A 25,347-nucleotide genomic window follows, 5' to 3' on the forward strand; every position below is an offset into this window, starting at 1 on the left:
CAATGAAAAAGACCGCCATGACTTTGCTGTGCCTGGCTGCTTTGCCAGCCATGGCGCAAACCCTGAAACCCGGACTGTGGGAGATGAACAACCGCGTCGCTTCCGCCAATCCGGAAACCATGGCGGTCATGGCGGCTGCCCAGCAGCAACTGGCGAATATGCCGCCCGAGCAGCGCGCGGCGATGGACCAGATGATGGCGCGCCACGGCGTCAACATGAGCCTGGGCGATGGTGGCGGCGTCAAGGTGACTTATTGCCTGACCAAGGAGATGGTGGAGAAGCAGGAATTGCCTACCGGCCAGCCGGGCCAGTGCAGCACCACGCGCACGCCGGCGCCGGGCGGCATGAACGTGAGCTTCAACTGCAGCAATCCGCCGTCCAGCGGCAATGGCCAGGTGATCTTCAACGGCAATAGCGCCTTCAGCATGCGCATGAACGTCAACAGCACGGCGCATGGCAAGGCGCAAAACATGGTGGTGGAAGGGAGCGGCAAATGGCTGGGCGCCGATTGCGGCAGCGTCGCGCCTGGCGCCCCCATGGCCCCGCCCAGCAAGCCGGGGCCGGATGTGAAGCCGTCTACGCGCCGCTAGCCATAAACGCCCAGTACAGCTCGCGGGCTTTGCTGGCTACCGGGCCCACCGGCAATTCGCGCCCGTTATAGCGCACGCAAGGCGTGACCTTGCCGAAATTGCCGGTGTTGAAAATCTCAATGGCGCTGTCGAGCTCTTCCGGCTTGACGCTGCGCTGCTCCACTTCGATGCCGGCCCCCGCCAGCAGCTGGATGACGCGGGCGCGCGTAATGCCGGCCAGGAAGGTGCCATTCAGGGCCGGCGTCACGACCTTGCCTTGCGGCGTCACGAAGAACAGGTTGGCGGTCGCAAATTCCGCCACATTGCCATGGCTGTCGCATACCACCGCGTTATCGCAGCCGCGCTCCCTGGCTTCGCGCAGCACGCGGGTGGAATTGGCGTACAAGGCAGAGGCTTTGGCGTCGGTCGGGGCCATGTCGGCGTCCGGGCGGCGCAATGTCGTCAGGCAGGCCGAGAAGCCGGTGAAGGGCGGCAGCGGCGCGTCGAACAGGGTCAGGGCAAAGGCGGATTTATCGCTGACGGGGATCAGCAGGCCATCGGTGGCAAACACCAGCGGGCGGATGTAGAGTTCGGCATCCGCCGGGAAGCGCGCCACGCCCTCTTTCACCAGCTTTTCCATGTCGTCCACGCTGAGCGGGCATTCCAGGCCCAGGCTTTTGGCCGAGCGCACCACGCGCTCCAGGTGGGGACGCAGGTCCGGCAATTTGCCGCGCACGGCGCGCGCACCATCGAACACCGAGGAACCGAGCCAGACGCTGTGGTCCATCGCGCCGAACAGCGGCGCATTGCCCTCGGCCCAGTTTCCGTTGAAATAAGTCAGATACATTTTTATCCCCGCTGAAAGTTTCAGCGGAAGAATGTAGCACATTAAAAAGCATGGCGCAGGCCGAAGGTCAGCGCGCGGTTGCCCTTGCCTGCTTCAGTGGCGGTGCCGGCCGTATAAGCGGCCCCGTTGCGGTTGCGGATGTGGGAGAACGATGCCTGCAGCGCAGTGCGCTTGGACAGCGCATACGTCATGCCGACGGCAACCTGGTCGGCATCCTGCCTGGTCGGGCTGCGGTCGTCTTTGTGGATGAAGGACAGCATGTACGTCGCCGGGCCGCGCGTGTATGACAGCCCGGCCAGCATGTCGTGGCTGTACAGAGAGGGCGTAGGCAGCACCAGCGCGCCGTAAGGATTCGATGGGTCCCACGGCGAGCTGCCCAGGCCGCGGTTGATACCATAGGCAGCGTACACGGTGGCCGGGCCGAAGTTAAGGTTGGCCGCCACCAGGGTGTTGCGCGCCGACAGGTCGACCGGTTGCGTCGCGCCGACCGCCTCGATCGGGTTGCGCTTGCGCTGGTGGGCGATGCGGATATTGAAGATGCCGTCCTTGAAGCCCAGCGTAGCGCCATAGGCGCGGTTGCGGGCGGTGCTGAAGGCGGATTCGCCAAAGCTGTAGATGGCGCTGGCGCTCCAGTTGTGTCCGTTGGGCGTGCGGTATTTGACCGAGTTGTCATAGCGCTTGCTGGTATAGCCCATCAGGTTGGTGGCCGTGCCGGCCAGGCCGGCGTGGAAGGGATCGGCCACGTCGGCCAGCGCTTCGTATTGCAGGTTGTACTGGCGGCCCAGCGTCAGCGCGCCCCACTGGCCGTCCAGGCCAACCCAGGCCTGGCGGCCCAGCAGGCGGCCCTCTTCGGAGCGGCCGGTATCGTTCTCGACGCCGCCTTCCAGCGTGAAGACAGCGGAGGTGCCATTGCTGCCGAGCGGCTCACGGCCCGTAATGCCGATGCGCGAGCCTTCCGCGATGCCGGGCGACAGCTTGGTGCTGGTGCAATCCTTTTTACAGCCGCGCTCGATCACCACGCCAGTGTCAACAACACCGTAGACCTGGACATTCTGGGCCATTGCCAGCACTGGCAATGTGATCAGGATGACAAGAGCTTTCATACTTGTCAGCTTAGGGTAAGCAGGGCCGTGCAATCTGTGCGGAGACAAACAAAACTATCGGAGACCGTATGTCCAGCAAGCTTTGCAGCGCCGCCGAGGCCGTCCGCCTGGTGCGCGATGGCGATATGATTATCGTCCCCACCGGCGCAGGAGAACCGCCCACCCTGCTGCATGAGCTGTCGGCCCAGCGCCGCAATTTCCGCGGCGTGCAAGTGGCGCAAATCCTGGCGATGCGCAAGTACGGCTACTTCGATCAGGAAACGGCGCAGCATGTGCGGCATTGCGCCCTGTTCTTCGGCGGCGCCTCGCGCGCGGCGGGCCAGAGCGGCTGGGCGGATTTCATCCCCGCTTATTTTTCGGAGATCCCGGCGCTGATCGAGCGCGGGCACATGCCGGCCGATGTGGTGTTTGCATTGGCGTCTGCGATGGATGAACACGGGAATTTCGCGCTCAGCCTGGGCGCGGACTACACCATGGCGGCGCTGCAAAAGGCGCGCGTGGTCGTGCTGGAGTCCAATCCCAACGTGCCGTTCGCGCACGGGCAGTGCCATATCCATATTTCGCAGGTCACGGCGGTGGTGGAGAGCACCGAGCCGGTGATCGAGGTCGGCCTGCCGCAGATCGGGCCGGTGCAGGAGGCTATTGCGGCCCACGTGGCGCCGATGATCGAGGATGGCTCGACCTTGCAGATCGGCTACGGCGGCATTCCCGATGCGGTGGTGATGCAGCTAACCAACAAGCAGGACCTGGGCATCCATACGGAAATGATTGGCGACGGCATCCTGCAGCTGGTGGAAGCCGGCGCGGTGACCAACCGCCGCAAGAGCTTCATGCCGGGACGCATGGTGGCGACGTTTGCGCTGGGCTCGCGCAAGCTGTACGACTTCATGCACCACAATCCAATGCTGGAGATGCATCCGGTCAGCTTCACCAACGATCCCTATATCGCCGGGCAGAACGACAAGCTGGTGTCGATCAATGCCAGCCTGCAGGTGGACTTGCTGGGCCAGTGCGGTTCGGAAAGCCTGGCGCACCTGCCCTATTCCGGCACTGGCGGCCAGGTGGACTTCGTGCGGGCTGCCAACCGTTCACGCGGCGGCAAGTCGTTTATCGTGCTGCCGTCCACCGCCAAGGATGGCAGCATTTCGCGCATCGTGCCGACCTTGTCGCCCGGCACACATGTGACAACCAGCAAGAACGACATCAACTATGTGGTGACGGAATACGGCGTGGCGCAGCTGCGCGGCAAGTCGGCCAAGCAGCGCGCCGAGGCGCTGGCGGCCATTGCCCATCCCGACTTCCGCGCCGAGCTGCGGCGCGAGGCAGCCCGCCTGAACTACACCTGATTGTGTACGCCAGCGAACAATCAAACGTTCGCTGCAGGCATAGACTGGCCCTCGGAGGTATACCGATGAGGGCAAACCGAGTGCTGGTGATCATTCTTGCGAGCTGGTCGCTGCTGGCTTGCGCATCGCTGCCGGAGGTGGATGCCGAGCGCGCCAAAGCCCGCGCCGCCGCGACGCCGGAGGTGGTGAATGCCGCCGGCAAACTATCGCGCCAGACCACCGAGCAATTGCTGAAGAAGCGCTGGGCCAAGTCCACCCTGGACATGAAGGCGCAGGCCGCGCTGGAGGAGGCCGCGACCGGCGTGCCGCTCATCGCCGGCAACAAGGTGCAGCTGCTGTTCGACGGCCCGCAAACCATGGCGGAGATGATGAAGGCCATTGCGGCGGCCAAGGACCATATCAATTTCGAGACCTATATCTTCGACCAGGATGAACTGGGCGAACAGTTCGCCGAGCTGCTGGTGCAGAAGCAGCGTGAAGGGGTGGTGGTCAACGTTATCTACGACAGCGTCGGCACCCTTGGCGTGCCGCAGGAATTCTTCGACCGGATGAAGGCGGGTGGCGTGAAGCTGCTGCCCTTCAACCCGGTCAATCCGGCCAAGACGCGCGGCAATGGCTGGAAGCTGAATAACCGCGACCACCGCAAGATGCTGATTGTGGATGGCAAGATCGGCTTCACGGGCGGTATCAATATCAGCGATTCCTATTCCAAGAGTTCGCCGTTCCGCTCGCGCTCGGGTTCGGGTGGCGGCTCGGCGCCGGCGCGGGCGAAAGGCGAGACCGACGTTGGCTGGCGCGATACGCATGTGCGGATCGAGGGGCCGGCGGTGCAGGCCATGCAGTGGCTGTTCGTGCAGACCTGGATTGAGCAGGATGCGGACGACTTGCGCGATGCCAAATATTTCCAGCAAGTGGCGCCGGCGGGCGACAAGGTGGTGCGGGTGCTGGGTTCGCGGCCCGAGGGGCGCTACGAGATCTACAAGGCGCTGCTGCTGGCGATCCAGGAGGCGAAGAAATCCATCCACATCACCTGCGCCTATTTCGTGCCGGACGACCAGACCTTGCAGGAACTGCTGGCCGCCGCACGGCGCGGCGTCGATGTGCAGCTGGTGCTGCCCAGCGTGTCGGACAGCGGGCTGGTATTCCATGCCGGGCGGGCGTTCTACCAGCCTTTGCTGGAGGCTGGCGTCAAGATCTACGAGCTCAAGCTGTCGGTGCTGCACGCCAAGACGGTGGTGATTGATGGCGTGTGGTCGACGGTCGGCTCCACCAACATCGACCGCCGCAGCTTCCTCCACAACAGCGAGGTCAACGTGATCGTGATGGGCGATGCGTTCGGCCTCGAAATGGAAAACGCCTTCAGGGAAGACCTGCGCAACTCCACCGAAGTCACGCTCGCAAAATGGAACAAACGCCCCGCCCTCACCCGCCTCAAGGAATGGCTGGCGCGCGTGTGGGACTACTGGCTCTGACGTTTGATCTATGTCAAGCACCGGCCCGGCGCGCGGGCTAGGCTGAAAGGGCCATGAGCGACCATGAACCGCCCACCTCGCTTGACAAGCCCCCACCTGGCGACGACCATGCAAATATCCCCACGCGCGTAACGAGGCTGGAGGTAATGGTGGAAGTCGTCATCCAACGGCTGGACAAGCTTGATGCCAAAGTGGATCGGCTCGAAAAGAAGCTGGACGACGGCCTTGAAAAGCTCAACCAAAAGATCGATTCTGGCCTGCAAAAGCTGAATGACAAAATCGACGCTGGCCTGGAGAGGCTGACGGACAAGATGGACGCCAGCCAGCAGGCACTCAGCGACAAGATCGATGCCGGTCAACGAGCACTCAACGATAAGATCGATGCCAGTCAACGAGCACTCAACGACAAGATCGATGCCGGTCAAAAGGCGCTTAACGACAAGATCGATGCCGGCCAAAAGGCGCTCAACGACAAGATCGATGCCGGTCAGAATTCGCTCAACAACAAGATCGAGGAGAGTTCACAACGGCTTCTTGACAGGATGGACAGCCGTTTCGAGGCCCTGAATAACCGCCTCGATAGAATCTACTACCTCATATTCATGCTCCTGACGGCGTTAATCGCGGGTCTGCTGGCCCTGCTGGCGAAAGTCATGGGCGTGTTCTAAGCCGCGGGGTGCCAGACGCCGCCCTGGCGGCGGAAGGTGTCGGTGGCGGCGACGGTGAAGGCGTTGTTTTCGCTCCAGGCGTACCGTTCGACCTGGATTTCGTCGTGTTCAACGCGCAGGACGTTGAACGAGTTGGTTTCGCCGCGGCTGCGGGTGGAGGTAGCGGTGCCGGCCTGCACGGCCAATGCTGCATAGCCGTCGATCTCATAGCGTTCGGAAGTATTGTGCGAGTGGCTGGTATGCATATGCCCCGCCAGCAGCAAATCCACGCCGCAGCCTGCAAAGGCTTCCATCGCCATCGGCGCGCGGTCCACCAGGTCGTCGCGGTCGAGATGCTGCGGCAAATCGAAGGGATGATGGGTCACCACGACGCGCGTGACTTCGCGCGGCAGGCGGGTAAAGCGCTGCCGCAGGTACTCGACCTGGCGCCGGTTGACGCGCCCATCCTTGAAGGTCAGCGAGCGCGCGGTATTCAAGCCCAGCACGGCAATCTCGCCATCGACATACTCCGGCGCCAGGTCGCGCGTGATATAGCGGCGATATTTGACCAGCGGCTGGAAAAAACGCGCCGCCACGTTATACAGGGGAATGTCGTGATTGCCCGGCACCACAATCTGCGGCTCGGGCAGGGTATCGAGATAATGGCGCGCCTGGCGGAACTGGGCGCTGCGGGCGCGCTGGGTCAGGTCGCCCGACACCACCACCACATCCGGCCGCAAATCCCCGATCAGTTGCCGCAAAGGCGCCAGCAGCTGGTTGTCCACGCGGCCAAAGTGCAGATCGGAGATATGGACCAGGGTTCGCATCATCGCTCCTACGGACGTGGCACAATCACCGGCAAGGCCGCCGGCCGGATTCGGTAACGCAGCGGCGGCGCCATCACCGTCACCTCCCCGTCTGTCGCCACCCGCAAGCGGCGATGCCGGGTTTCAATCGCCAGTTCGCCAGCCTGGAAAACGTCAAACTCGCGCGCCTGCCGCAAGCGCCCGAACAGTGCCCGGATAGCCAGCTTCAGCAAACCAAAGCGCGTAGGACGCTGCGCCACATACACACTCAGACTGCCGCCATCAAGCCGCGCCCGCTCGCCAATATTAAACCCTTGCATTTGGTACTCATTATTGCCGATGAATACGAAAGGCGTGCGCCGCGCATGGCCGGCCTGCCCCAGCGTCAGGCGCACGCTGAGGAAGGGATAGCGCCGCAGCGCCGCCAGCGTCGCCCAGCCAAACGCCGTCCACTTGCCGCGTCCCAGGCGGCGCTGCTGCCGCTGGCGGTCGCGCACAATGTCGGGATACAGGCCAAGGCTGGAGTTGTTCAGGAAGATGCGGCCATTGACCTCGCCCACGTCCACCATCGCCACATGCCCGGCCGCCAGCGTGGCGATGGCAGCATCCAACTGGGGAGGAATCCGCAAGTCCCGCGCGAAGTGGTTCAAGGTGCCCATTGGCAGCACGCCGAACACCGCACCGCTATCCAGCACCACCGATGCCACGGCGTTGATGGTGCCGTCGCCACCGCCGGCCACCACAAGCTGCGCGCCGGCGGCCAGCGCCGCGCGCGCCGCCTCCATCAAATGGTTGGCATCGGCCGCCAGCGTCACGTCGGCGGCCAGGCCGTGGCCGGCAAAGCGCGCAACCAATGCGTCCCGCCAGGCCGCGCTGTAGCCGTTGCCTGCGCCGGCATTGATGATGACGGCCATGCGGCTCATGGCAGCCCGCGCTCCCGATGCCTGCGCAGGCTGGAGACCGCCGTCACGCATACAGCCAGCCAGCCCAGCCCTTCCGCCACGCCCGCCACCACATCGGTCAGGAAATGCACGCCAAGATAAAGGCGGCTGAACGCCACCAGCCCCACCATCAGCAGCGCCGCCACGGCCACGGCCGCACGCTGGGCCGCGCTGCGCGCACGCGTCCACAGGTAGCAGGCCAGCACGCCGTAGAACACGGTGGCCGCCAGTGCGTGGCCGCTGGGAAAGCTGTAGGTTGGCAGGCTCAGTAACGGCGCATCAAAGCTGGGCCGCGCACGCTGGTAGCTGTGCTTGAGCAGCACATTCAGCAGCATGCCCGGCGGCACCGCCAACAGCAGGGTCAGCATCCAGTAATGCGCCTGGCGCCGCCACAGGTGCCAGGCAAACAGCAGCGACAGGAAGGCGATGCCCGGCGTGCTGTGCAGGTGGCTGAGGGCCAGCAGCATGCTGGTCAGCGGCTCCCCGGCGCGCGTGTGCAGCCACTGCGCCACGCCGATATCCAGCGCCGCCAGGCGCGCCCCCGGCCCCAGCGCCGCCCCGGCAATTGCCTGGAAAACGGCCGCGGCGGCGATCAGCAGGACCAGCCCCGCCACGAGATGCAAGGGAAGTCGGACGGAATCTCTCATCGTGTGCGAAATACAACGCTTAATAAAAAAACCTGATTTTTCATCCAGTACTGTTGATTCATACAGTATTTGTGCTATTCTGATGACTCGTTAATCAACAACACAGCAAAAGGAATCAGTCATGACCACGATGAACAGCACCTTCGGCTCCCGCTTTGGCCTGGAATACGCCCCTATGTCTTTCCTGGTTCGCTTCGGCAAACGTGAAGTGCTGGTGTGCCGTGACTTCCGCAAGCGCTTCTACGCTGTGAACCCAATCATCGAGTGCGATACCGGCGTGCAGCCCGGCCACCTGGAAGTTCTGCTGTTCAGCCGCTGGCTGCTGATCTTCTCCAAAGCCGGCCACTAAGTCTCGCACAGCTGTTCATACTGAGCGCGTAAATAATCGCGCAAACGAATCACGACGGGCGTGACCTGCGAGCGATGCATGCAAACCAGATGTAATGGCACCTCTTCACCCATTACATCCGGTAGCAGCAATTGCAAGCGGCCGGCTTTGAGGTCGGCGGTCACGTCCAAACGTGATTTGTAAGCAATACCCTCTCCCGCTACCGCCCAGCGGCGCACCAGGTCGGCATCATCGCTGCTGCGATTGCCCCGGACCTGCACTACTTTGCCCTGGGCGGGGAAGGCCCAACGGTCGTACAGCATGTCATCCAGCGCAAAGCGCAGGCAATTGTGCCGCGCCAGCTCGTCCAGGTTGGACGGGCTGCCATGCTGGCGCAAATAGCCGGGCGACGCGACTAGCACACGCCGGTTGGACGGCGCAATCGGCATCGCCACCAGGCTGGAGTCATCCAGTTTTCCATAACGCAGGGCCAGGTCGACCGGCTGGCGGTACATATCGGCCACGCGGTCGCTGACAAACAGCTGCAGGCTGATGGCCGGGTACGCCTCCTGGAAGCCATCCAGCCAGGGCAGCAGCACGTTACGCCCCAGATCCGAGGGCATCGAAATCTTCAGCAAACCACCCAGTTCCTGCTGGCCCTGGCGTATCGCCTCATGGCCTTCGCGCAGCTGGCGCACCGCTTCCCGCGCATGGCGCAGGTAGTGCTCGCCTTCCGGCGTCAGGCGCAGCGAACGCGTGGTACGGGCGAACAGGCGCAGTTGCAGGCCCTCCTCCAGCCGTTTCAGGGCGGCACTGGCCAGGGCCGGCGAAATATCGCGCACCCGGGCGGCGGCCGACAGGCTGCCCTGGTCGGCCGTGATGACGAAGACTTCCAGATCATCGAGGCGCAGCATTTTCAGCATTTCCTTGAAAGAGTTTCCAGAATTTTAGTCTTTTTCTTGAAGACGCGACGGCGGAAGATGCACACATCGCCACTTTTTACGAAGGACACACGAAATGAAAGCTGTTGCCTACCGCGCCTCCCTGCCAATCGACCACGCCGACGCCCTGCTGGACGTGGAGCTGCCGGCGCCAGTGGCCACCGGCCGCGACCTGCTGGTCGAAATCAAGGCCATCTCCGTCAACCCGGTCGATACCAAGATCCGCCGCAACGTCGCGCCGGCTAAAGGTGAAAGCAAGGTGCTGGGCTGGGATGCCGCCGGCATCGTGCGCGCCGTCGGTCCCGATGCCAGCCTGTTCAAAGTCGGCGACGCGGTCTGGTACGCCGGCGCCCTGACCCGCGCCGGCACCAATGCCGAGCTGCACCTGGTGGACGAACGCATCGTCGGCCACAAGCCCGCCAAACTCAGCTTTGCTGAAGCGGCCGCCCTGCCGCTGACCGCCATCACCGCCTGGGAATTGCTGTTCGACCGCCTGGGCGTGAGCCGCGACGTGGCGCGTGAATCCGGCAAATCGCTGCTGGTGACGGGCGCTGCGGGCGGCGTCGGTTCCATCCTGGTCCAGCTGGCGCGACAGATGACCGGGCTGACCGTGATCGCCACCGCCTCCCGTCCGGAGACCGTGGAATGGGTCAAATCGCTGGGCGCCCACCACGTGATCGACCACAGCAAGCCGCTGGACGAAGAAATCCGCCGCCTGGGCCTGCCACCGGTGAACTACATCGCCAGCCTGAACGAGACCGGACACCATTTCGCCGCGCTGGCCGAGCTGGTCGCACCACAAGGCAAGCTGGCCCTGATCGACGATCCGGCCCAGATCGATGTGAGCCTGCTCAAGCGCAAGAGCGTATCGCTGCATTGGGAATTCATGTTCACCCGTTCCATGTTCGAGACTGACGACATGGCGCAGCAGCATGCCCTGCTGAACGATGTGGCGCGCCTGGTCGATAGCGGTGTGCTGAAAACCACGCTGGGTGAACGCTTCGGCGCCATCAACGCAGCCAACCTGAAGCGCGCGCACGCCCTGCTCGAAAGCAATCGCGCACGCGGCAAGATCGTGCTGGAAGGTTTCTAAGCGTCCAGCGTCGCGGCAGCGCGTGCGGCGTGGGCCGCCGCGCTTGCCACTCCGGCCTGTTCGATCGCATGCTCTTGCTGGCGGATGGCCAGGGCGCGGCGGTCGTGGTCGGTGACCGCCTCCACCAGTGTTTGCGACAGGCGGCAAGCTTCCTTCACCGTTGCGTCAAAGCGGTCGCGGCCCCGCTGCAGCATGCCCGATTCATGGCCTACCGCGCTGAACATCGCGCAGATATCCACGCACAAGTCGCGCAGGCTGCGCATGGAATCGCAGGCGCCTTCGATATCGCCGCGCATCTTGTGGTCGAGGTCGATGAACTCGCTACGGCCGCGTTCATGTGCCGACAATTCCTGCACCGTCGCCAGCCAGCCTTTGATACGCCCGCTGATGCGGCTGATGCTGGCATTCTTCTCGCGCAGCATCAGGGCGTATTGCAGCGCCAGCAGTGTAGTCGGCAGGCAGGCCAGGAAGGCCGGAATGCCCACTTTCCGCATCGCCTTTTCCAGCTCTTTGCAGCGGCGCAGCACCGATGCGATATTGCCGCTCAGGGATTGGTTGCGCATGACCGTCCTCCCGCCAGTCCGCTGTGCGAAGGCACGGCGCGACAAACCAAGTATAGGCAGCCGCGCGCCTGCGCGACCACGCGCAAGTTTGATGCAGATTAAAGGGGCAACGATTAGGCGCCGTTGAGCCAGGCTTGTTCGTGCTCGCGCTCGCGGCGGCGGCGCTCGGCCGGCGCATCGAAGTCGCGCAGGAACTGGACGTGCCGGCGTTCCAGCGCCTGCAAATCGCGCTCGATGGCGTCGATTTCGGCGCGGTCGGGGGAATGGTGCAGATAGCTGGCCTTTTCGCGGCGGATGCTTTCCTGCTCATCCAGCACGGCTTGCAGCCGCGCTTCGCAGCGCTGCACCGTGCGGCGCAGTTTTTCCGGGGTCAGGCCCTGGCCGCGCAGGTCGGTCTGCACCGCCAGGTCGACGCGCACGGCATTGGTACGCTTTTGCAGCTCCGCGATTTCGGCGTTGACTTCCTCGATGGCGGCGGCATCCTTCTCGGCATAGGCATTGCGGCGGCGCTCGCCCAGCAGGGACATTTCCGCTTCCAGCAACTGGTATTCGTCGCGGAAAGGACGTTCGAAATTGGTCAACTGGGCACGGCAGGAATCGATCTGTTTTTCCAGCGCCACCACTTCCAGCTGCAGCTTGGCGATCGGCATGTCGAAGCGGCGCTGGGCGCGTTCTTCCAGCGCCTTGTTGGCGGCCAGCAGGCGGGCTTCATAGCGTACGGTTGAAAACTTGCGGCGCGCTTCTTCTTCATGGGCGGCACGCAGCTCGCGCTCGTAAGCGCGGAAGGCTGCGGGCATGCGCAGCTTGCGATACCAGTTTCGGATCCAATTCAGCATAGCGACAAATATAAACGCTATGCTGAAATTAATGAAGACCTTTAAACCGAAGCGACAACTTTAGCGCTACGCAGATTGCGTTCAATTTTAAGTAACACAACCAGCAGGATCAAACCAACAAAGGCCACAAACAAACTGCCCGCCCCATACAAGCCCTGTGTGGCGCTAGCACGTAGCTCCGTAGCTTCGCTTTCTGCGGCTGCCTTTTTGTCTCCAATGTTCGCGCCCTGCTCTTTGTATTCATTGCGCAAATGGCCAAGAATCGCATCAAACTCCCCGCCAACATCACGTTGCAGTCGCGCTGTAACCTCCGGACGCGCAGCAATCTGTGGCAATACCTTATTGGTCTGCTCAATAAAGTCTCGGCCAAGTTTTGGATCATGAAGCAACTGATCATAGATGTTCCGTACCGCCTCGCGATTAACCGAAAAATCTGGAACAGCGCTTTTCCCCACTTTGACGATCATATTGGAGAACTGTTCGAACAATGCATCCTTTTCAATACCCTTTTCCTGCGATGGGCGCGGCGCCTCACTGTCTGCGTGGACTTTATAACTGGCAGCACTGAGAACAATTTTTTCATTGACCGGCTCAGGTTTCGCGTTATGCCGCGCCATATATTGAACCCCAAGTAGAACGGCGAAGCCGATTGCAACGGTGGCAAAAATCAGGAAGAGAATACGCAAAAGTTGAAGATATGCGGACTCGACTTTGTGGATCAAAGACATATGATTTTTTTCCCAGATAAGATTTAAAAATGATCGCCTAGAAAGTATTTTTCCAAATTGGCAACCAAGTGTAAGTCAAATAATTAGGCAAGAAAATCTCGAATTATCACATTGCACGCAATGCCACTGCGAGCAAGGATGCGACAGCGATGGCATTGGTGCTGTGCGGGACGGTGTCGCAACTGGCGGTGCGGGCGACGCCGGAGGCGGCCAGTTCTTCATAGGCGGTGCCGGCGAATAGCGGGTGCACCGCGATGCAGACCGGCGCAGGCAGGCCGGCCTTGCGGACGTGGCCGACGGCGGCAATCATGGTGCGGGCGGTTGATGCAATATCGTCAACGATAACGGGGGTGTGGTGCAGCCAGCGTTCGGTGTCCGGCACCGAGACTTCCACGTCGCGGTCGCCACGGCGCACCTTTTCCAGCACGATGCAGGGGCAATTGGCGCCGCGCGCCACTTCGGCTGCCCATTGTTCGCTTTCGGCATCCGGGCCGATGACCAGGGGCTGCGGCACGTTGGCGGCGATCCATTGCGAGATGGCGGGTGCGGCGCGCACAACGCGGGTCGGGATGGCGTAGATCTCGGCCAGGTCGTGGTGGCGGTGCAGGTGTGGGTCGATCGTCACCATCCAGTGGAACACGCCCGACACCAGGCGCGCGAAGTGGGCGGAGGTGATGCCTTCGCCGGGATTGAAGATGGCGTCGTGGCGCATATAGGCCAGGTACGGCGCCACCAGCCCGACGCTGGCCGCGCCCAGCTCGCGCGCAATGCTGGCGGCGAAATACATGGGCATGAAACGGTCGTCGGGGCGGTCCAGGGTGCAAACCAGGACCACCTGGCGGCCCTTCACCTCCGAGAGGTAGCGCACGTAGGATTCGCCGTCCGGGAAACGCCTGACCTGCAAACTGCCTTGCTCCCAGCCGAGCAATTCCGCCAGCTGGGAGGTTGTCGCTTCGTTACCGGGCAGCGCGAACAGGATCGGCGTCATCGTGGGCTCCTGAAGATGGAAGCCCCAATTCTACCTCTGTCTGTTCCGCATGGTGGAACGGCGCGTACCAGGTGACGATAAACGACGGGATGGTGGCGACCATCACCAGCCAGAAGTAGCTGACATAGCCCATCGCTTGCTGCAGGTGGCCGCTGACCATGCCGGTCAACATGCCGCACATGCCCATCAGTCCCGTGCCGAAGGCGTAATGGGTGGTGGTGTACTTGCCAGGCGCCAGCTGCTGCATCAGATAGATCATGAAGCCCACCGAGCCGAAGCCGAAAGTGAACTTCTCGACCACCACGCCGGCGCCGATCACCCACAGATTGGTCGGCTGGTAGATCGCCATCAGCAGGAAGGTGGCGATCGGGATATTCAGCACGCAGCACAGTTTGAACAGCACAGGCTTCAGGCCATGCCGCGCCAGGTACCAGCCGCCAGCCAGCGATCCGGCCAGCACGGCCAGCAGGCCGTAGGTGCCGTACACGATGCCAAGCAGCTCGTTCGACATGCCCAGGCCGCCCTTTTCGATCGGATCGACCATGAAGAAGGGGCCGATTTTCTCCAGCAAGCCGATCGACACGCGGTACAGCAAGGCAAAGGCCATCATGGTCCAGACGCCGCGCTTTTCAAAGAAGGTCTTGAACGCGTCGCGCAGGATGAAGGCCGCCTGGCCCAGGCTTTCCGGCGTTTCGGCGGCGCGTGCGCCTTCCGGCATGACGCGCCAGTGCCAGGCCGTCATCGCCAGCAGCAGTACCGACACGGACAGGAAGACAATCTGCCACGCGCCTTCCCAGTCCATGCCGTAGTCCGTATGCAGCCGCCCGCTCAAGTAGACCAGCACGCCAGAGGCGACCACCGGGCCGATATTCCAGCTCAGGCCCTGCACGCCGCAATACAGCGACTGGTTGCGCGAGTCCAGCGACGTGACGTAGACGCCATCGCTGGCGATGTCCATGGTGGCGCCGATAAAGGACATGATCCAGAACAGCGCCATCATCAGCGCCATCGAGCCGGGCATGCCCATCACGAGCGCCACCGCACCGAAGCCCAGGCCAAGCAGCATTTGCGTGACCAGCACGAAGAACTTCTTGGTGCGGTACATCTCCACCACCGGCGCAAACAGCGGCTTGATGGTGTAGGCCAGGATCAGCATGCTCGAATACTGCGCGGCGCGGCCATTGTCCATGCCCAGGTTCTTGAACATGATGGACGTGACGCTGGTCAGCATCACATAGCCCATCGCCATGGCGAAGTAGCCGGAGGGCACCCACTGCAGCGGGGAACGGTTCATGAGCGCTGGGCCTTGATAAAGTCGCGGTACCAGTGCGCGCTGTCCTTCAGGGTGCGCTCCTGGGTGGCGTAGTCGACATGCACGATGCCGAAACGCTTGGCGTAGCCGGAATCCCATTCGAAGTTATCGAGCAGGCTCCACATGAAGTAGCCCTGCACGTCCACGCCCTGCTCCATCGCGGCGGCCAGCGCCTCGAAGTGGCGCGAGACGAAGGAAATGCGCTCCTGGTCATGCACCGGCGTGCTGCTGGCCATGCCGTTCTCGGTGATATAGATAGGCGGCAGCTCATACTCGCCTTTCAGCTTGAGCAGCAGCTCGGTCAGGCCCTGCGGGTAGATCTCCCAGCCCATATCGGTGCGGCCGTTTTCCAGCGGCGGCGTACGCGGCGGGTCTTCGGCGCTGCAGAAGGCGCGGAAGTAATAATTCACGCCCAGGAAATCAATCGGCTGGTGGATGGCGGCCATATCGCCCGGCTCCACATGCGGTGCGTTGGCGCCGTGGCCGCGCAGTGCCAGCTCGGGGTAGTGTCCTTTGAAAATCGGGTCCATGAACCATTGTACCGAACGCGCGTATTCCCACTCGGCCAGGGCGCGGTCGTCCGCACTGTCGGTGGCCGGGTCCGCGGTCCACTGGTTCAGGACGATGCCCAGTTTGGCCTTCTTGCCGACGGCGCGCATGGCGCTCATGGCCAGGCCATGCGACAGCAGCAGGTGGTGCGATACCTGCACGGCAGCCTTGGCATCGCGCACGCCTGGTGCGAACTGGCCGTTGCCGTAGCCAAGATTGGCGGTGCACCACGGCTCGTTATGGGTGGCGATGCTGGCCACGCGGTCACCGAAGCGGCGCGCCACTTCCGCCGCATATTCTGCGAAGTGGTAGCAGGTGTCGCGATTGAGCCAGCCGCCCTCTTCCTGCAGGCCTTGCGGCAAGTCCCAATGGTACAGCGTGACGTAGGCTTGCTTGCCCTTCGCCGCCAAAGCGTCGATCAGGCGTTCGTAGAAGGCGAAGCCGGCTTCATTCCAGGCGCCCTTGCCTTGCGGCTGGACGCGCGACCAGGCGATCGAGAAGCGGTAGGCGTCAACGCCGAGGGAATCGATGATCCCCACGTCTTCCAGGTAGCGGTGGTAATGGTCGCAGGCGACGCTGCCGTCGCTGCCATCCTTGATCTTGCCGGGCGTGCTGCAGAATACGTCCCAGATTGAGAGGCCTTTGCCGTCCTCCTGGTTGGCGCCCTCGACCTGGAAGGCGCTGGTGGCTACGCCCCAGAGGAAGTCGGGCGGCAGGCGGGTGTCTTTCATGCTTTGTTCACTGTAGATGCAGGGGGAAAAAGGTGGCCTGCCCCGGGGGACGAGGCAGGCCGAGTTGCCGCGGGCTTAGAAGTCGATGCCCGCGTTAACACCGATGGTGCGTGGTGGCAGGTACTGCGCCACCCACACATTCGCGCCGTTCATGGCGCTGGTCTTGATACGCTTGTCGCCGGCGTTACGCACGAATACGTCAACCCAGAACTGGCGCGGGCCCTGGTAGCGCAGGCCGAGGTCGAACTTGGTGTAGGCGGCCTGCTGGTCTTCCGGCCCCAAATTGAAGACCGACAATTCGGACTTGGTTTCGTAATGCGCCGAGATGCGCGGCACCAGGGTATTGCCGTCCGCCAGGCGGAAGGTGTGCTGGTAGTTCACCTGCGCCGAGAATTTCGGTGCGTGCGGCATGATGTTGCCGGTGACTTCCAGGCAGGTGGCGTTCAGCTCTGGGCAGAACGGCAGCGAGTAGTCGTTGGAGCCGGCCACCAGGTAACCCAGCTTGGTCTTGGTGTAGGCCAGGGCCAGCGCCAGCTTGTCGTCCGGCGACAGCTTGGCCTGGATTTCCGACTCCACGCCCCATACCTTGGCGCCGTCCACATTGCTGGTGACGAAGCTGTGCGAGCCGTCCGGATTGGTGACCGGGGAGCTGAACTGGAAGTCCTTGAAGTCTTCGTAGTACACCGCGTTGTTGACGCGCAGCGCGCCGCCCAGGAAGGAGCTCTTGCTGCCGAACTCGTAGTTGGTCAGGGTTTCCGCGCCGTAGGTGCGGCCGCCATCCTGCAGGCCGCCAGCCTTGTAGCCGGTGGAGAAGCTGGCGTACAGCATATGCGCTTTATCCAGGTCATAGCTCAGGCGCGCCAGGCCGGTGGTCTTGCTGCCTTTGTAGCGGCCGTCGTTGGATGGCACGCTCGGGTTGTAGCCCTGGCCCGGCTTGGTCGGGTCGATGTTCGGCGTGAGCGGAACCTGTGGCACATTGGCGTCGTAGTTCCAGGTGTAGCCGTTGCCGCCCTGGTTGGTGCGCTTGTCCGAGGTGTAGCGCAGGCCGCCGGTCAGGTGCAATGCGCCGCTGTTCCAGGTAGCCTGGCCGAACACAGCGCGCGAATCCACGGTTTCCTTCGGCTGGATGAAGGAGCCCTGCCACGCCACGCTACCCTGCTGGGTGCCGTGCATGATCGGGATGTCGAAGCGGATGCCATTGTCTTCCGCCGCGTAGTAAGCGCCCAGTTGCCAGTCGACTTCTTTCTGGCCGACCGACTGCAGCTGCAGTTCGTGGCTATTGCTGCTGTACTTGGACCAGACGGTGTTATTGGCCTGGAAGTCGCCGCCGGTGGTGAAGCTGGTCGGCAGTACGCGGCCGCCATCCTGGTCGTAGGTGGAGGAACCGGCGAACTTGGAGTGGCCGGCAATATAGGCCAGGGCAATGTCCGGGCTCACCGCGTAGTCGACGCGGCTGCGGAAAGTATTGACGTTACGGTGCAGGAACGGCGCGGTATCGATCAGGGCCGACCATTCGTCCTGGCCGGCGCGCGGGGTCTGCATCAGGTTCATGTTCGGGGTGCCGCGGTCCTGGAAGCGCTCGTAGGAGATGTTCCACTTCAGGCGCTCGCTCGGCTGGTACAGCCAGCTCACCCGCACGCCGCTCTGGTTCTGCGCGTTGTAGCGCGGGCCGTTGGTGATGTAGTTGTTCGGGTTGATCGGCTGGAATTTGGCCGGATCGCCGCCGCTGGCCAGATAGGCTGCGCGCTGCTCGGCGATGGAAATGTTCGGCAAGGTCTGGTACTTCACGTAGCCGTCGTGCTGTTCATGGATCAGGGCGACGCGCAGTGCGGAGTTGTCGCCGGTCGGCACGTTCAGCGCAGCGCGCGCGCCCAGGCGGGCGTAGTCGCCGATGCCGCCGGACACGGTGCCGGAGTATTCCTTCAGTTTAGGCTTGACGGTCTGCATATTGACCGCGCCGACGGTGGAGTTGCGGCCCCACAGCGTGCCTTGCGGGCCGCGCAGCACTTCAATCGCTTCCACGTCGAACAGCAGCGCGGTGGCGCCTTCCGGACGCGGCGAGTAGATGCCGTCAACGAAGAAGGCAACTTCCGGGTCGGCGTATTCGGTCTTGGCGGAGTCGTTGCCGATGCCGCGCATGGTCATGGTGATGACGCCGTGGTCGCCCTGGCCGGTGGCCTGGAAGCTTGGCACCAGGTTGGTCACGTCCTGGATGGTCTGTACGTGTGCATCTTCGAGCGCCGCTGCATCCAGGGCGGTAACGGCCACCGGGGTCTTTTGCAGGGAGGTGGTGCGCTTGGTCGCCGTGATCAGGACTTCCGGCACGACGGTGGATTCGTTGGCAGCTGGGGCCGGGGCTTGCTGGGCGTATGCGCCGTTCATGGACGCGAGCAGGGATAGCACCCCGACCTGGATTGCAGAAAACTTCATATTGTCTCCGTTGTAGGTATGAAAACGATTTCTTATTTCTTGAAAACGATTTCATGGTACATTTTTGAAAAATAAAAAGTCAACAGATTTTTTGTAGGAGACCAAAAAATGACGCAACGTGTATTGATCGTCGGCGGCGGCAGCGCCGGCTGGCTGTGCGCCGCCTACCTGGCCAAAATGTTCGGCGCCAGCAAGGAAATCACCCTGGTGGAAGCCCCCGAAATCGGCGCCATCGGGGTGGGCGAAGGCAGCTTCCCCTCCCTGCGCGCCACACTGGCAGCCATCGGCATCCCCGAAGCGGAATTCGTGCGCGAAGCCAGCGCCACCTTCAAGCAGGGCATTACCTTCAACAATTGGCAGCACGGCGCCGACAGCTACTTCCATCCTTTCTCGATGCCGAGCCAGCGGCCCGGCGCGCCCGAACTGCTGCCCTACTGGCTGCAAGGCATGGCCGGCAACACGCCCTTTGCGCAAGCGGTGACGATGCAAAAACGCGTGGTGGATGCGCAACGCGGACCAAAGCGCGCCGGCGACAGCGACTACAACGGCGCCATGAACTACGCCTACCATTTCGATGCCGCGCGCTTTGCCGCCCTGCTGGCACGGCACGCACGCCGGCTGGGCGTACGCCATGTGCAGGACCATGTGGACGGCGCGCAGCTGGACGAGCAAGGCGCCATCGCCAGCGTCCAGACACGCGAACACGGCGCATTGACGGCCGACCTGTACATCGACTGTTCCGGCTTCCGCGCCCTGCTGATTGGCGGCGCGCTTGGCTCCCCGTTCCGCAGTGTGGGCGACACGCTGTTCTGCGACACTGCCCTGGCGGTGCAAGTGCCCTACCCGGCGGCCGATTCACCGATTGCCTCCGCCACCATCTCCACCGCGCACGAAGCGGGCTGGACCTGGGACATCGGCCTGCAGGAACGGCGCGGCATCGGCTACGTCTATTCGAGCCGCCACACCAGCGACGAACGCGCCGAACAAGTGCTGCGCGCCTATGCCGGCCCCGCAGCCGATGGTCTGCACGTGCGCAAGATCGCCATGCGCGTTGGCTACCGCGAGCAGCAATGGATCCAGAACTGCGTGGCCATCGGCCTGGCCGGCGGCTTCCTCGAACCGCTCGAGGCATCCGGCATCGGCCTGGTGGAAACAGCGGTGCACATGCTGGGCGCCCTGTTCCCGCACAACGGCGAGATGGCGCCGCTGGCGCGCCACTTCAACCGCTTCATGAGCGAGCGCTATGCGCGCATCGTCGACTTCATCAAGCTGCACTACTGCCTGAGCCAGCGCAGCGAAAGCTTCTGGACCGACAATGCCGACCCGTCCAGTTGGACCGGCAGCCTGCGCGACAAGCTGGCGATGTGGCGCTGCCGCCCGCCACAGCGCATGGATTTCCTGAACGATTTCGAGATGTACCCACCCACCAGCTGGCAGTACGTGTTGTACGGCATGGGCTTCGAGCGCAGCATGCCGCCGCTGCCGGGCCTCGCGCCGCTAGCCTCCGTGGCACGGCAGGAATTCGCCAATATCGCCCGTTTTGCCGAGCGTGCCGTGGCCGACCTGCCCTGCCACCGCACCTTGGTGGCCCAGCTATGTCGCCATGAAAACGCTTTCAGAAATGATTTTCATAGTATTCATGCAACAGCGGTACGCTGAGCGCATTCCACCAACAAGTTCTATGGTAATCTCCATTTGAAAAGCATTTCATGATGAGAAGCCCTTGAACGACCACGCCACGATTGCCCCGCCTGCCACGCTGACCGACGTCGCCCGCCGCGCGGGCGTTTCCCCCAGCACCGTCTCGCGCATCCTGAACGGCACCGCCAAGGTGGCCGACGACAAGCGCCAGGCCGTGCTGGCCGCCATCAGCGAGCTGAATTTCGCGCCGAACCTGATGGCGCAAAGCCTGAAGCATGGCCGCACCATGACGATCGGGATTGTGGTGCAGGATATCGCCTCGCCCTTCTTCGGCGAGATTTTGCACGGTGTGGACGATGGCCTGAAAGGCACCGGCTACGCCTCGGTCATCGTCAGCGGCCACTGGAATGCCGACGAAGAGGCGGAGCGCATCCGCCTGCTGTTGGCGCGCAAGGTCGATGGCATCATTTTGCTGACGGGACGCATGACCGATGCCACCGTGCTGGGCTTCGCGGCGCAGCGTCCCATCGTTTCGCTGGGGCGGGTGCTGCAAACCAGCCGCGCCATCGGCTTCAAGCTGGATAACGAGTACGGCGCCTGGCTGGCGGTGCGGCACCTGATCGAACAGGGGCACCGCCGTATCGCCCACTTGAGCGGCCCCGTCGACAATCGCGATTCTGTCGAGCGTCTGGCCGGCTACAAACGCGCCTTGAAGGAGGCGGACATCGCGTTCAACCCGGCGCTGGTGGTGGAAGGCACGCTGCATGAAGGCGGCGGCCTGCTGGCGATGAACCGCCTGTACGACAGCCGCCAGCCATTCACCGCCGTGTTCGCCGTGAACGACCAGACGGCTTACGGCGCGCGGCTGTTCCTGTACCGCAAAGGCATCCGCGTGCCGGACGACGTCTCGCTGGTCGGCTTCGACGATTTGCCCGGCTCCTCCTACACCACGCCGCCGCTGACGACGATCCGCCAGCCGCTGTACGTGATCGGCCAGACCACCGTGCAGGCCATGCTGAAGCTGATCAACGGCGAGAAGGTGGACGGCAACATCCCGCCGGTGGAACTGGTGGTGCGCGAAACCACGCGCCGCTTCAACTAACGCACTCGGCCAAACCCGCCGGCAGCCGGCTACCTTATCAGTTCAAAGATGGTCTGGCGGAGCCACATATTGCCGGGGTCATGATGGAATCGCTCATGCCAGTGTTGTTTAATTGAGAATTCCGGCAGTTCAAACGGCACGGGAAACGCCCTGAAACGCGCGCGTCCGGTGAATAACTCCACCAACAGTTCGGGCACCGTCACGATCAGGTCCGTGGTTTCGACCACCAGCGGGATACTCAGGTAGCTGGGAACACGCAAGGCGACCTGGTGACGGATATTCTGCCGCGCGATCTCGCGCTCCAACACCAGCGGGGCAAGGCTAGTGAAACTCACCACGGCATGGCGCTCGGACTGGAACTGTTCGAGCGAAACCGCGTCATGCACACGCGGGTGGCTGGCGCTGGCGATGCACACATAGCGCTGGCGGAATAAAGTCTGCTCATAAAAACCGGCTTCCAGTTGCGGCATAAAGCCGAAAGCCAGGTCAGCTTCGCCGGTTTCCAATAATTTTGCCGTCTCATCCAATTGCGGCAATATCTCAATATGCAGCCCCGGCGCGTAACGCCTTACATAAGCAAGCAATTTTGGCAATAAAACCAGCTGGCTAATATCGGACATGCAGATCGCAAATTTACGGCTGGAGCTGGCAGGATCAAATGCGACGCGGTGGGTGTAGACCTTTTCCAGCGCCTGCAATGCCTGCACAACCGGCTGCGCCAGGTCGCGCGCCAGCGGCGTCGGCTCCATCACATGGCCAATCCTTACAAACAAGGGGTCGCCAAAATGCTCGCGCAACTTTGACAAGGCGACACTCACCGCCGGCTGCCCGATCCCGAGATTTTCAGCCGCCCGCGAAACGCTGCGGCCTTTAATGATCTCGTCGAATACCTGCAATAAACGCAATTCAAGCATTGGCAGCGGTCTCTATTCGATTTTTTAATGGGATGTATTTAATCGGCTGGATCGCCAAAAATTTACACCAAAAGTATATTTTGGCCAATCTCAAAAACATTCCGGGGAATATCATGAATTGGTTCTACAATCTCAAGATTGCCAATAAATTATTGCTGTCTTTCACCGCCGTGCTCTTGCTGACAGCCTGCCTCGGCGTCGTCTCGGTGGTGCAACTGGCCAAGGTCAACGATACCGCAACGGATCTGGCGACCAACTGGATGCCGGCCATTAAAGCGGCGACCGAGCTGAAATACGGCGTCTCACGCGTGCGCAGCGGCGCCCTGCAGCACCTACTGTCCGACGATGCCGAAGGCAAGGCGGGCTACGAGAAAACCATGGCCGGCATGATCGACAAGATCCGCCAGGACCAGGCCGCGTACGAGGCCCTGATCACCGAGCCGGAAGAGCAGAAAACCTACGCCGAATTCAAGCAGCTGCTGGCGGACTACCTCGCCCATCAGGAGCGCGTCCTGGCGCTGTCGCGCGAAAACAGGATCCCCGAAGCGCTGGCCCTGATGCGCGGCGACGCACTGCGCGTGTTCAACGAGATGGAAGCCCACATCGGCAAGATCGTGCAGGTGAACGAGGCTGGCGCCAGTGCCGCCAATGATCTTGGCGACGTGACCTACGCCGCCTCGCGCGGCTGGATCATTGCCCTGCTGGCCGGCTCGATCACGCTCGCCGTCACCCTTGCCTTCCTGGTGGCGCGCCTGATATCGCGCTCGCTGCAGGCAGCGGTGAGCGTTGCGCAGACTGTCGCCGCCGGCGACCTGACCAGCGATATCCGCATCCATAGCAGCGATGAGACCGGCCAGTTGCTCGGCGCATTGAAGGAAATGAACGACAGCCTGGTGAAAATCGTCGGCGAAGTGCGCAGCGGCACCGAAACCATTGCCAGCGCGTCCGGCCAGATCGCGAACGGCAATATCGACCTGTCCCAGCGTACCGAAGAGCAAGCCAGCTCGCTGGAAGAAACCGCATCGTCGATGGAAGAGCTGACCTCCACCGTGCGCCAGAATTCGGACAATGCGCAGCAAGCCAATGCCCTGGCCAATAGCGCCACCAATATCGCCGCGCGCGGCGGCGCCGTGGTGGCGCAGGTGGTGGAGACCATGGGTTCGATCAACGAGTCGTCGAAGAAGATCGTCGACATCATCGCCGTGATCGACGGCATCGCCTTCCAGACCAATATCCTGGCGCTGAACGCCGCCGTCGAAGCCGCGCGCGCCGGCGACCAGGGGCGCGGCTTCGCCGTCGTTGCGACCGAAGTGCGGACCCTGGCCCAGCGCTCGGCCGCCGCCGCGAAGGAAATCAAGGCCTTGATCGATGACTCCGTCGGCAAAGTCGATACCGGCACCAGGCTGGTCGACCAGGCCGGCGCCACCATGCATGAAATCGTCGAAAGCATCCAGCGCGTGGCCGACATCATGGGCGAAATCACCAGCGCCAGCGCCGAGCAGAGCGCCGGCATCGAACAAATCAACGAGGCAGTCATCCAGATGGATTCGGTTACCCAGCAAAACGCCGCCCTGGTCGAGGAAGCCGCGGCAGCCGCGCAAGCGATGCAGGACCAGGCCAGCCATCTGGCCCAGGCAGTCAGCGTATTCCGCTTGCACCGCCACGACCAGCGCCCTGCACTGCGTGCCCCGGCGAGGGCACCGCGCTTAGCTTTTGCATAACGCTTGGCCGGGGTGCGGCGAATTCGGTATAATGCCGCACTCCGGAAGCGTGGCCGAGTGGTTGAAGGCAGCAGTCTTGAAAACTGCCGACGGTTAATCCCGTTCGTGAGTTCGAATCTCACCGCTTCCGCCAGTACTGTGCCGCAGCAGTCGCACGCTCAACTCCCCCACCTATAAGACACGAAGGCAGACGCCTGTCATCAATCCGTCACATTATTTCGATAATATTTGAACTATCGTAGCATCATGCGATAATTGAGCGATTAACGAAACCGGATTGGAATCACGATGGACACCAAGGCTGTAATTGCCGCGCTGGCAGCGCTGGCCCAGGAATCGCGCCTGAGCGCTTTCCGGCTGCTGGTGCAGGCCGGCCCGCAGGGCCTGGCCGCCAGCAAGATTGCGGAAGCACTGGACGTCGCCCCTTCCTCGCTGTCGTTTCACCTGAAGGAGCTGGCCAATGCAGGATTGATCGCATCCCGCCAGGATGGCCGCTTCATCTTTTACAGCGCCAATTTCGACACCATGAATGAGGTGCTGTCCTATCTGACCGATAACTGCTGCGCGGGCCAAAGCTGCGCTCCTACCAATAACCTCAAATCCTGCAAGCCATGAACGTCCTGATTCTCTGCACCGGCAATTCCTGCCGCTCCATCCTTGGCGAAGCCACTTTCAACCACCTGGCGCCAGCTGGCTGGCACGCCATCAGCGCCGGCAGCAAGCCGGCCGGCTATGTGCATCCGCGCTCGCTCGCGCTACTGGAACGCGAAGGCATTTCGACGGCGGGGTACCACAGCAAGTCCTGGGACAATCTGCCGGTCACGCCGGACATCGTCATCACCGTCTGCGGCAGTGCCGCCGGCGAAACCTGCCCTGCCTACCTGGGCCCTGTCATGCGCGCACATTGGGGGGTGGAAGATCCGGCGCATGCCACCGGCACCGACGAAGAAATCGACGCGGCGTTCATGAAGGCCTACAGCATCCTGCGCCACCGCATTGAAACCTTCTTCGCCCTGCCGCTGGAAGAGCTGAAGGAAGACCCGGCCCGCATGAAGGCGGAGCTGGAACGCATCGGCACCCTGCTGCCTTGAG

At 62.6% G+C, this 25,347-nt stretch carries 25 protein-coding genes and 1 tRNA gene; 12 read left to right on the top strand and 14 right to left on the bottom strand.

Annotated features, from left to right (window positions below; all coding sequences use genetic code 11):
* The first annotated feature begins 2 nt into the window (after positions 1-2).
* Positions 3-590 (top strand): DUF3617 domain-containing protein, encoded by a 588-nt coding sequence (locus tag AAHE99_RS11945; RefSeq protein WP_342117478.1) that lies wholly within the window; start codon positions 3-5, stop codon positions 588-590.
* On the opposite strand, the gene AAHE99_RS11950 is transcribed toward AAHE99_RS11945, so the two are convergent.
* Together AAHE99_RS11950 and AAHE99_RS11955 are read right to left on the bottom strand one after the other, a co-directional pair.
* Positions 577-1,416: a branched-chain amino acid aminotransferase gene (locus AAHE99_RS11950; RefSeq protein WP_342117479.1), complete on the bottom strand. Its 840-nt coding sequence runs from the start codon at positions 1,414-1,416 to the stop codon at positions 577-579. The genes AAHE99_RS11945 and AAHE99_RS11950 overlap by 14 nt on opposite strands.
* 41 nt (positions 1,417-1,457) lie before the next feature.
* Positions 1,458-2,519, bottom strand: coding sequence for a porin (locus AAHE99_RS11955; RefSeq protein WP_342117480.1), 1,062 nt, complete (start codon positions 2,517-2,519; stop codon positions 1,458-1,460).
* 68 nt (positions 2,520-2,587) lie between these two features.
* Between AAHE99_RS11955 and AAHE99_RS11960 the strand changes: the two genes are divergently transcribed.
* The 3 genes from AAHE99_RS11960 (at position 2,588) to AAHE99_RS11970 (ending at position 6,005) form a co-directional block, all read left to right on the top strand.
* The gene (locus tag AAHE99_RS11960) at positions 2,588-3,865 is read left to right on the top strand and encodes an acetyl-CoA hydrolase/transferase family protein (RefSeq protein WP_342117481.1); all 1,278 of its coding nucleotides are present in this window, start codon (positions 2,588-2,590) and stop codon (positions 3,863-3,865) included.
* 65 nt (positions 3,866-3,930) lie between these two features.
* A complete protein-coding gene (locus tag AAHE99_RS11965; protein WP_342117482.1) occupies positions 3,931-5,337 on the top strand; it encodes a phospholipase D-like domain-containing protein in 1,407 nt (468 codons plus the stop codon).
* Between the two features lie 53 nt (positions 5,338-5,390).
* Positions 5,391-6,005: a hypothetical protein gene (locus tag AAHE99_RS11970; protein WP_342117483.1), complete on the top strand. Its 615-nt coding sequence runs from the start codon at positions 5,391-5,393 to the stop codon at positions 6,003-6,005.
* Here the strand turns inward: AAHE99_RS11970 and AAHE99_RS11975 are convergent.
* The 3 genes from AAHE99_RS11975 to AAHE99_RS11985 are packed head-to-tail and all read right to left on the bottom strand — an operon-like array spanning position 6,002 to position 8,378.
* Positions 6,002-6,811 carry a metallophosphoesterase family protein gene (locus tag AAHE99_RS11975; protein WP_342117521.1) on the bottom strand — a complete coding sequence of 270 codons (810 nt, stop codon included), beginning with the start codon at positions 6,809-6,811 and terminating at the stop codon, positions 6,002-6,004. The two genes, AAHE99_RS11970 and AAHE99_RS11975, sit on opposite strands and share 4 nt — an antisense overlap.
* An 8-nt stretch (positions 6,812-6,819) precedes the next feature.
* Entirely contained in the window at positions 6,820-7,713 is an 894-nt protein-coding gene (locus AAHE99_RS11980) for a diacylglycerol/lipid kinase family protein (RefSeq protein ID WP_342117484.1), read from the bottom strand.
* Positions 7,710-8,378: a phosphatase PAP2 family protein gene (locus AAHE99_RS11985; RefSeq protein WP_342117485.1), complete on the bottom strand. Its 669-nt coding sequence runs from the start codon at positions 8,376-8,378 to the stop codon at positions 7,710-7,712. The genes AAHE99_RS11980 and AAHE99_RS11985 overlap by 4 nt, the downstream gene beginning before the upstream one ends.
* Positions 8,379-8,499: 121 nt before the next feature.
* On the opposite strand from AAHE99_RS11985, the gene AAHE99_RS11990 reads away from it, so the two are divergent.
* Positions 8,500-8,727 carry a hypothetical protein gene (locus AAHE99_RS11990; RefSeq protein ID WP_342117486.1) on the top strand — a complete coding sequence of 76 codons (228 nt, stop codon included), beginning with the start codon at positions 8,500-8,502 and terminating at the stop codon, positions 8,725-8,727.
* Here the strand turns inward: AAHE99_RS11990 and AAHE99_RS11995 are convergent.
* Complete coding sequence (locus tag AAHE99_RS11995; RefSeq protein WP_342117487.1) at positions 8,724-9,620, bottom strand: LysR family transcriptional regulator; 897 nt, start codon at positions 9,618-9,620, stop codon at positions 8,724-8,726. The two genes, AAHE99_RS11990 and AAHE99_RS11995, sit on opposite strands and share 4 nt — an antisense overlap.
* A 103-nt stretch (positions 9,621-9,723) precedes the next feature.
* Between AAHE99_RS11995 and AAHE99_RS12000 the strand changes: the two genes are divergently transcribed.
* Positions 9,724-10,740 (top strand): zinc-binding alcohol dehydrogenase family protein, encoded by a 1,017-nt coding sequence (locus AAHE99_RS12000; protein WP_342117488.1) that lies wholly within the window; start codon positions 9,724-9,726, stop codon positions 10,738-10,740.
* On the opposite strand, the gene AAHE99_RS12005 is transcribed toward AAHE99_RS12000, so the two are convergent.
* From AAHE99_RS12005 to AAHE99_RS12035, 7 genes are all read right to left on the bottom strand, one after another.
* Complete coding sequence (locus tag AAHE99_RS12005; RefSeq protein ID WP_342117489.1) at positions 10,737-11,303, bottom strand: hypothetical protein; 567 nt, start codon at positions 11,301-11,303, stop codon at positions 10,737-10,739. The two genes, AAHE99_RS12000 and AAHE99_RS12005, sit on opposite strands and share 4 nt — an antisense overlap.
* Positions 11,304-11,416: 113 nt before the next feature.
* Positions 11,417-12,139, bottom strand: a complete 723-nt coding sequence (locus AAHE99_RS12010; RefSeq protein WP_342117491.1) for a hypothetical protein — start codon at positions 12,137-12,139, stop codon at positions 11,417-11,419.
* Between the two features lie 41 nt (positions 12,140-12,180).
* Complete coding sequence (locus tag AAHE99_RS12015) at positions 12,181-12,867, bottom strand: hypothetical protein (protein WP_342117492.1); 687 nt, start codon at positions 12,865-12,867, stop codon at positions 12,181-12,183.
* A 106-nt stretch (positions 12,868-12,973) separates the two neighbouring features.
* Complete coding sequence (locus AAHE99_RS12020) at positions 12,974-13,855, bottom strand: ribose-phosphate pyrophosphokinase (protein ID WP_342117493.1); 882 nt, start codon at positions 13,853-13,855, stop codon at positions 12,974-12,976.
* On the bottom strand, positions 13,824-15,149 hold the full coding sequence (locus AAHE99_RS12025) for an MFS transporter (protein ID WP_342117494.1): 1,326 nt from the start codon (positions 15,147-15,149) through the stop codon (positions 13,824-13,826). Before AAHE99_RS12025 ends, AAHE99_RS12020 begins: the two co-directional genes overlap by 32 nt.
* Positions 15,146-16,447: a GH1 family beta-glucosidase gene (locus tag AAHE99_RS12030; protein ID WP_342117495.1), complete on the bottom strand. Its 1,302-nt coding sequence runs from the start codon at positions 16,445-16,447 to the stop codon at positions 15,146-15,148. The genes AAHE99_RS12025 and AAHE99_RS12030 overlap by 4 nt, the downstream gene beginning before the upstream one ends.
* Positions 16,448-16,522: 75 nt before the next feature.
* Positions 16,523-18,877, bottom strand: a complete 2,355-nt coding sequence (locus tag AAHE99_RS12035) for a TonB-dependent receptor (protein WP_342117496.1) — start codon at positions 18,875-18,877, stop codon at positions 16,523-16,525.
* 108 nt (positions 18,878-18,985) lie between these two features.
* Here AAHE99_RS12035 and AAHE99_RS12040 point away from each other — a divergent pair, with 108 nt between their 5' ends.
* Together AAHE99_RS12040 and AAHE99_RS12045 are read left to right on the top strand one after the other, a co-directional pair.
* The gene (locus AAHE99_RS12040) at positions 18,986-20,536 is read left to right on the top strand and encodes a tryptophan halogenase family protein (RefSeq protein WP_342117498.1); all 1,551 of its coding nucleotides are present in this window, start codon (positions 18,986-18,988) and stop codon (positions 20,534-20,536) included.
* A 64-nt stretch (positions 20,537-20,600) separates the two neighbouring features.
* The gene (locus tag AAHE99_RS12045) at positions 20,601-21,620 is read left to right on the top strand and encodes a LacI family DNA-binding transcriptional regulator (RefSeq protein ID WP_342117499.1); all 1,020 of its coding nucleotides are present in this window, start codon (positions 20,601-20,603) and stop codon (positions 21,618-21,620) included.
* Positions 21,621-21,649: 29 nt separating this feature from the next.
* Here the strand turns inward: AAHE99_RS12045 and AAHE99_RS12050 are convergent, their stop codons facing one another.
* Positions 21,650-22,534: a LysR family transcriptional regulator gene (locus AAHE99_RS12050; protein ID WP_342117500.1), complete on the bottom strand. Its 885-nt coding sequence runs from the start codon at positions 22,532-22,534 to the stop codon at positions 21,650-21,652.
* A 113-nt stretch (positions 22,535-22,647) separates the two neighbouring features.
* Here AAHE99_RS12050 and AAHE99_RS12055 point away from each other — a divergent pair, with 113 nt between their 5' ends.
* From AAHE99_RS12055 to AAHE99_RS12070, 4 genes are all read left to right on the top strand, one after another.
* Positions 22,648-24,255 (top strand): methyl-accepting chemotaxis protein, encoded by a 1,608-nt coding sequence (locus tag AAHE99_RS12055; RefSeq protein WP_342117501.1) that lies wholly within the window; start codon positions 22,648-22,650, stop codon positions 24,253-24,255.
* A 43-nt stretch (positions 24,256-24,298) separates the two neighbouring features.
* Positions 24,299-24,388, top strand: a tRNA-Ser gene (locus tag AAHE99_RS12060).
* Between the two features lie 155 nt (positions 24,389-24,543).
* A complete protein-coding gene (locus tag AAHE99_RS12065; RefSeq protein ID WP_342117503.1) occupies positions 24,544-24,870 on the top strand; it encodes an ArsR/SmtB family transcription factor in 327 nt (108 codons plus the stop codon).
* The gene (locus tag AAHE99_RS12070) at positions 24,867-25,346 is read left to right on the top strand and encodes an arsenate reductase ArsC (protein ID WP_342117504.1); all 480 of its coding nucleotides are present in this window, start codon (positions 24,867-24,869) and stop codon (positions 25,344-25,346) included. The genes AAHE99_RS12065 and AAHE99_RS12070 overlap by 4 nt, the downstream gene beginning before the upstream one ends.
* Position 25,347 lies beyond the last annotated feature (1 nt).

Source organism: Pseudoduganella sp. OTU4001 (assembly GCF_038440195.1).
Taxonomy (GTDB): domain Bacteria; phylum Pseudomonadota; class Gammaproteobacteria; order Burkholderiales; family Burkholderiaceae_D; genus Rugamonas.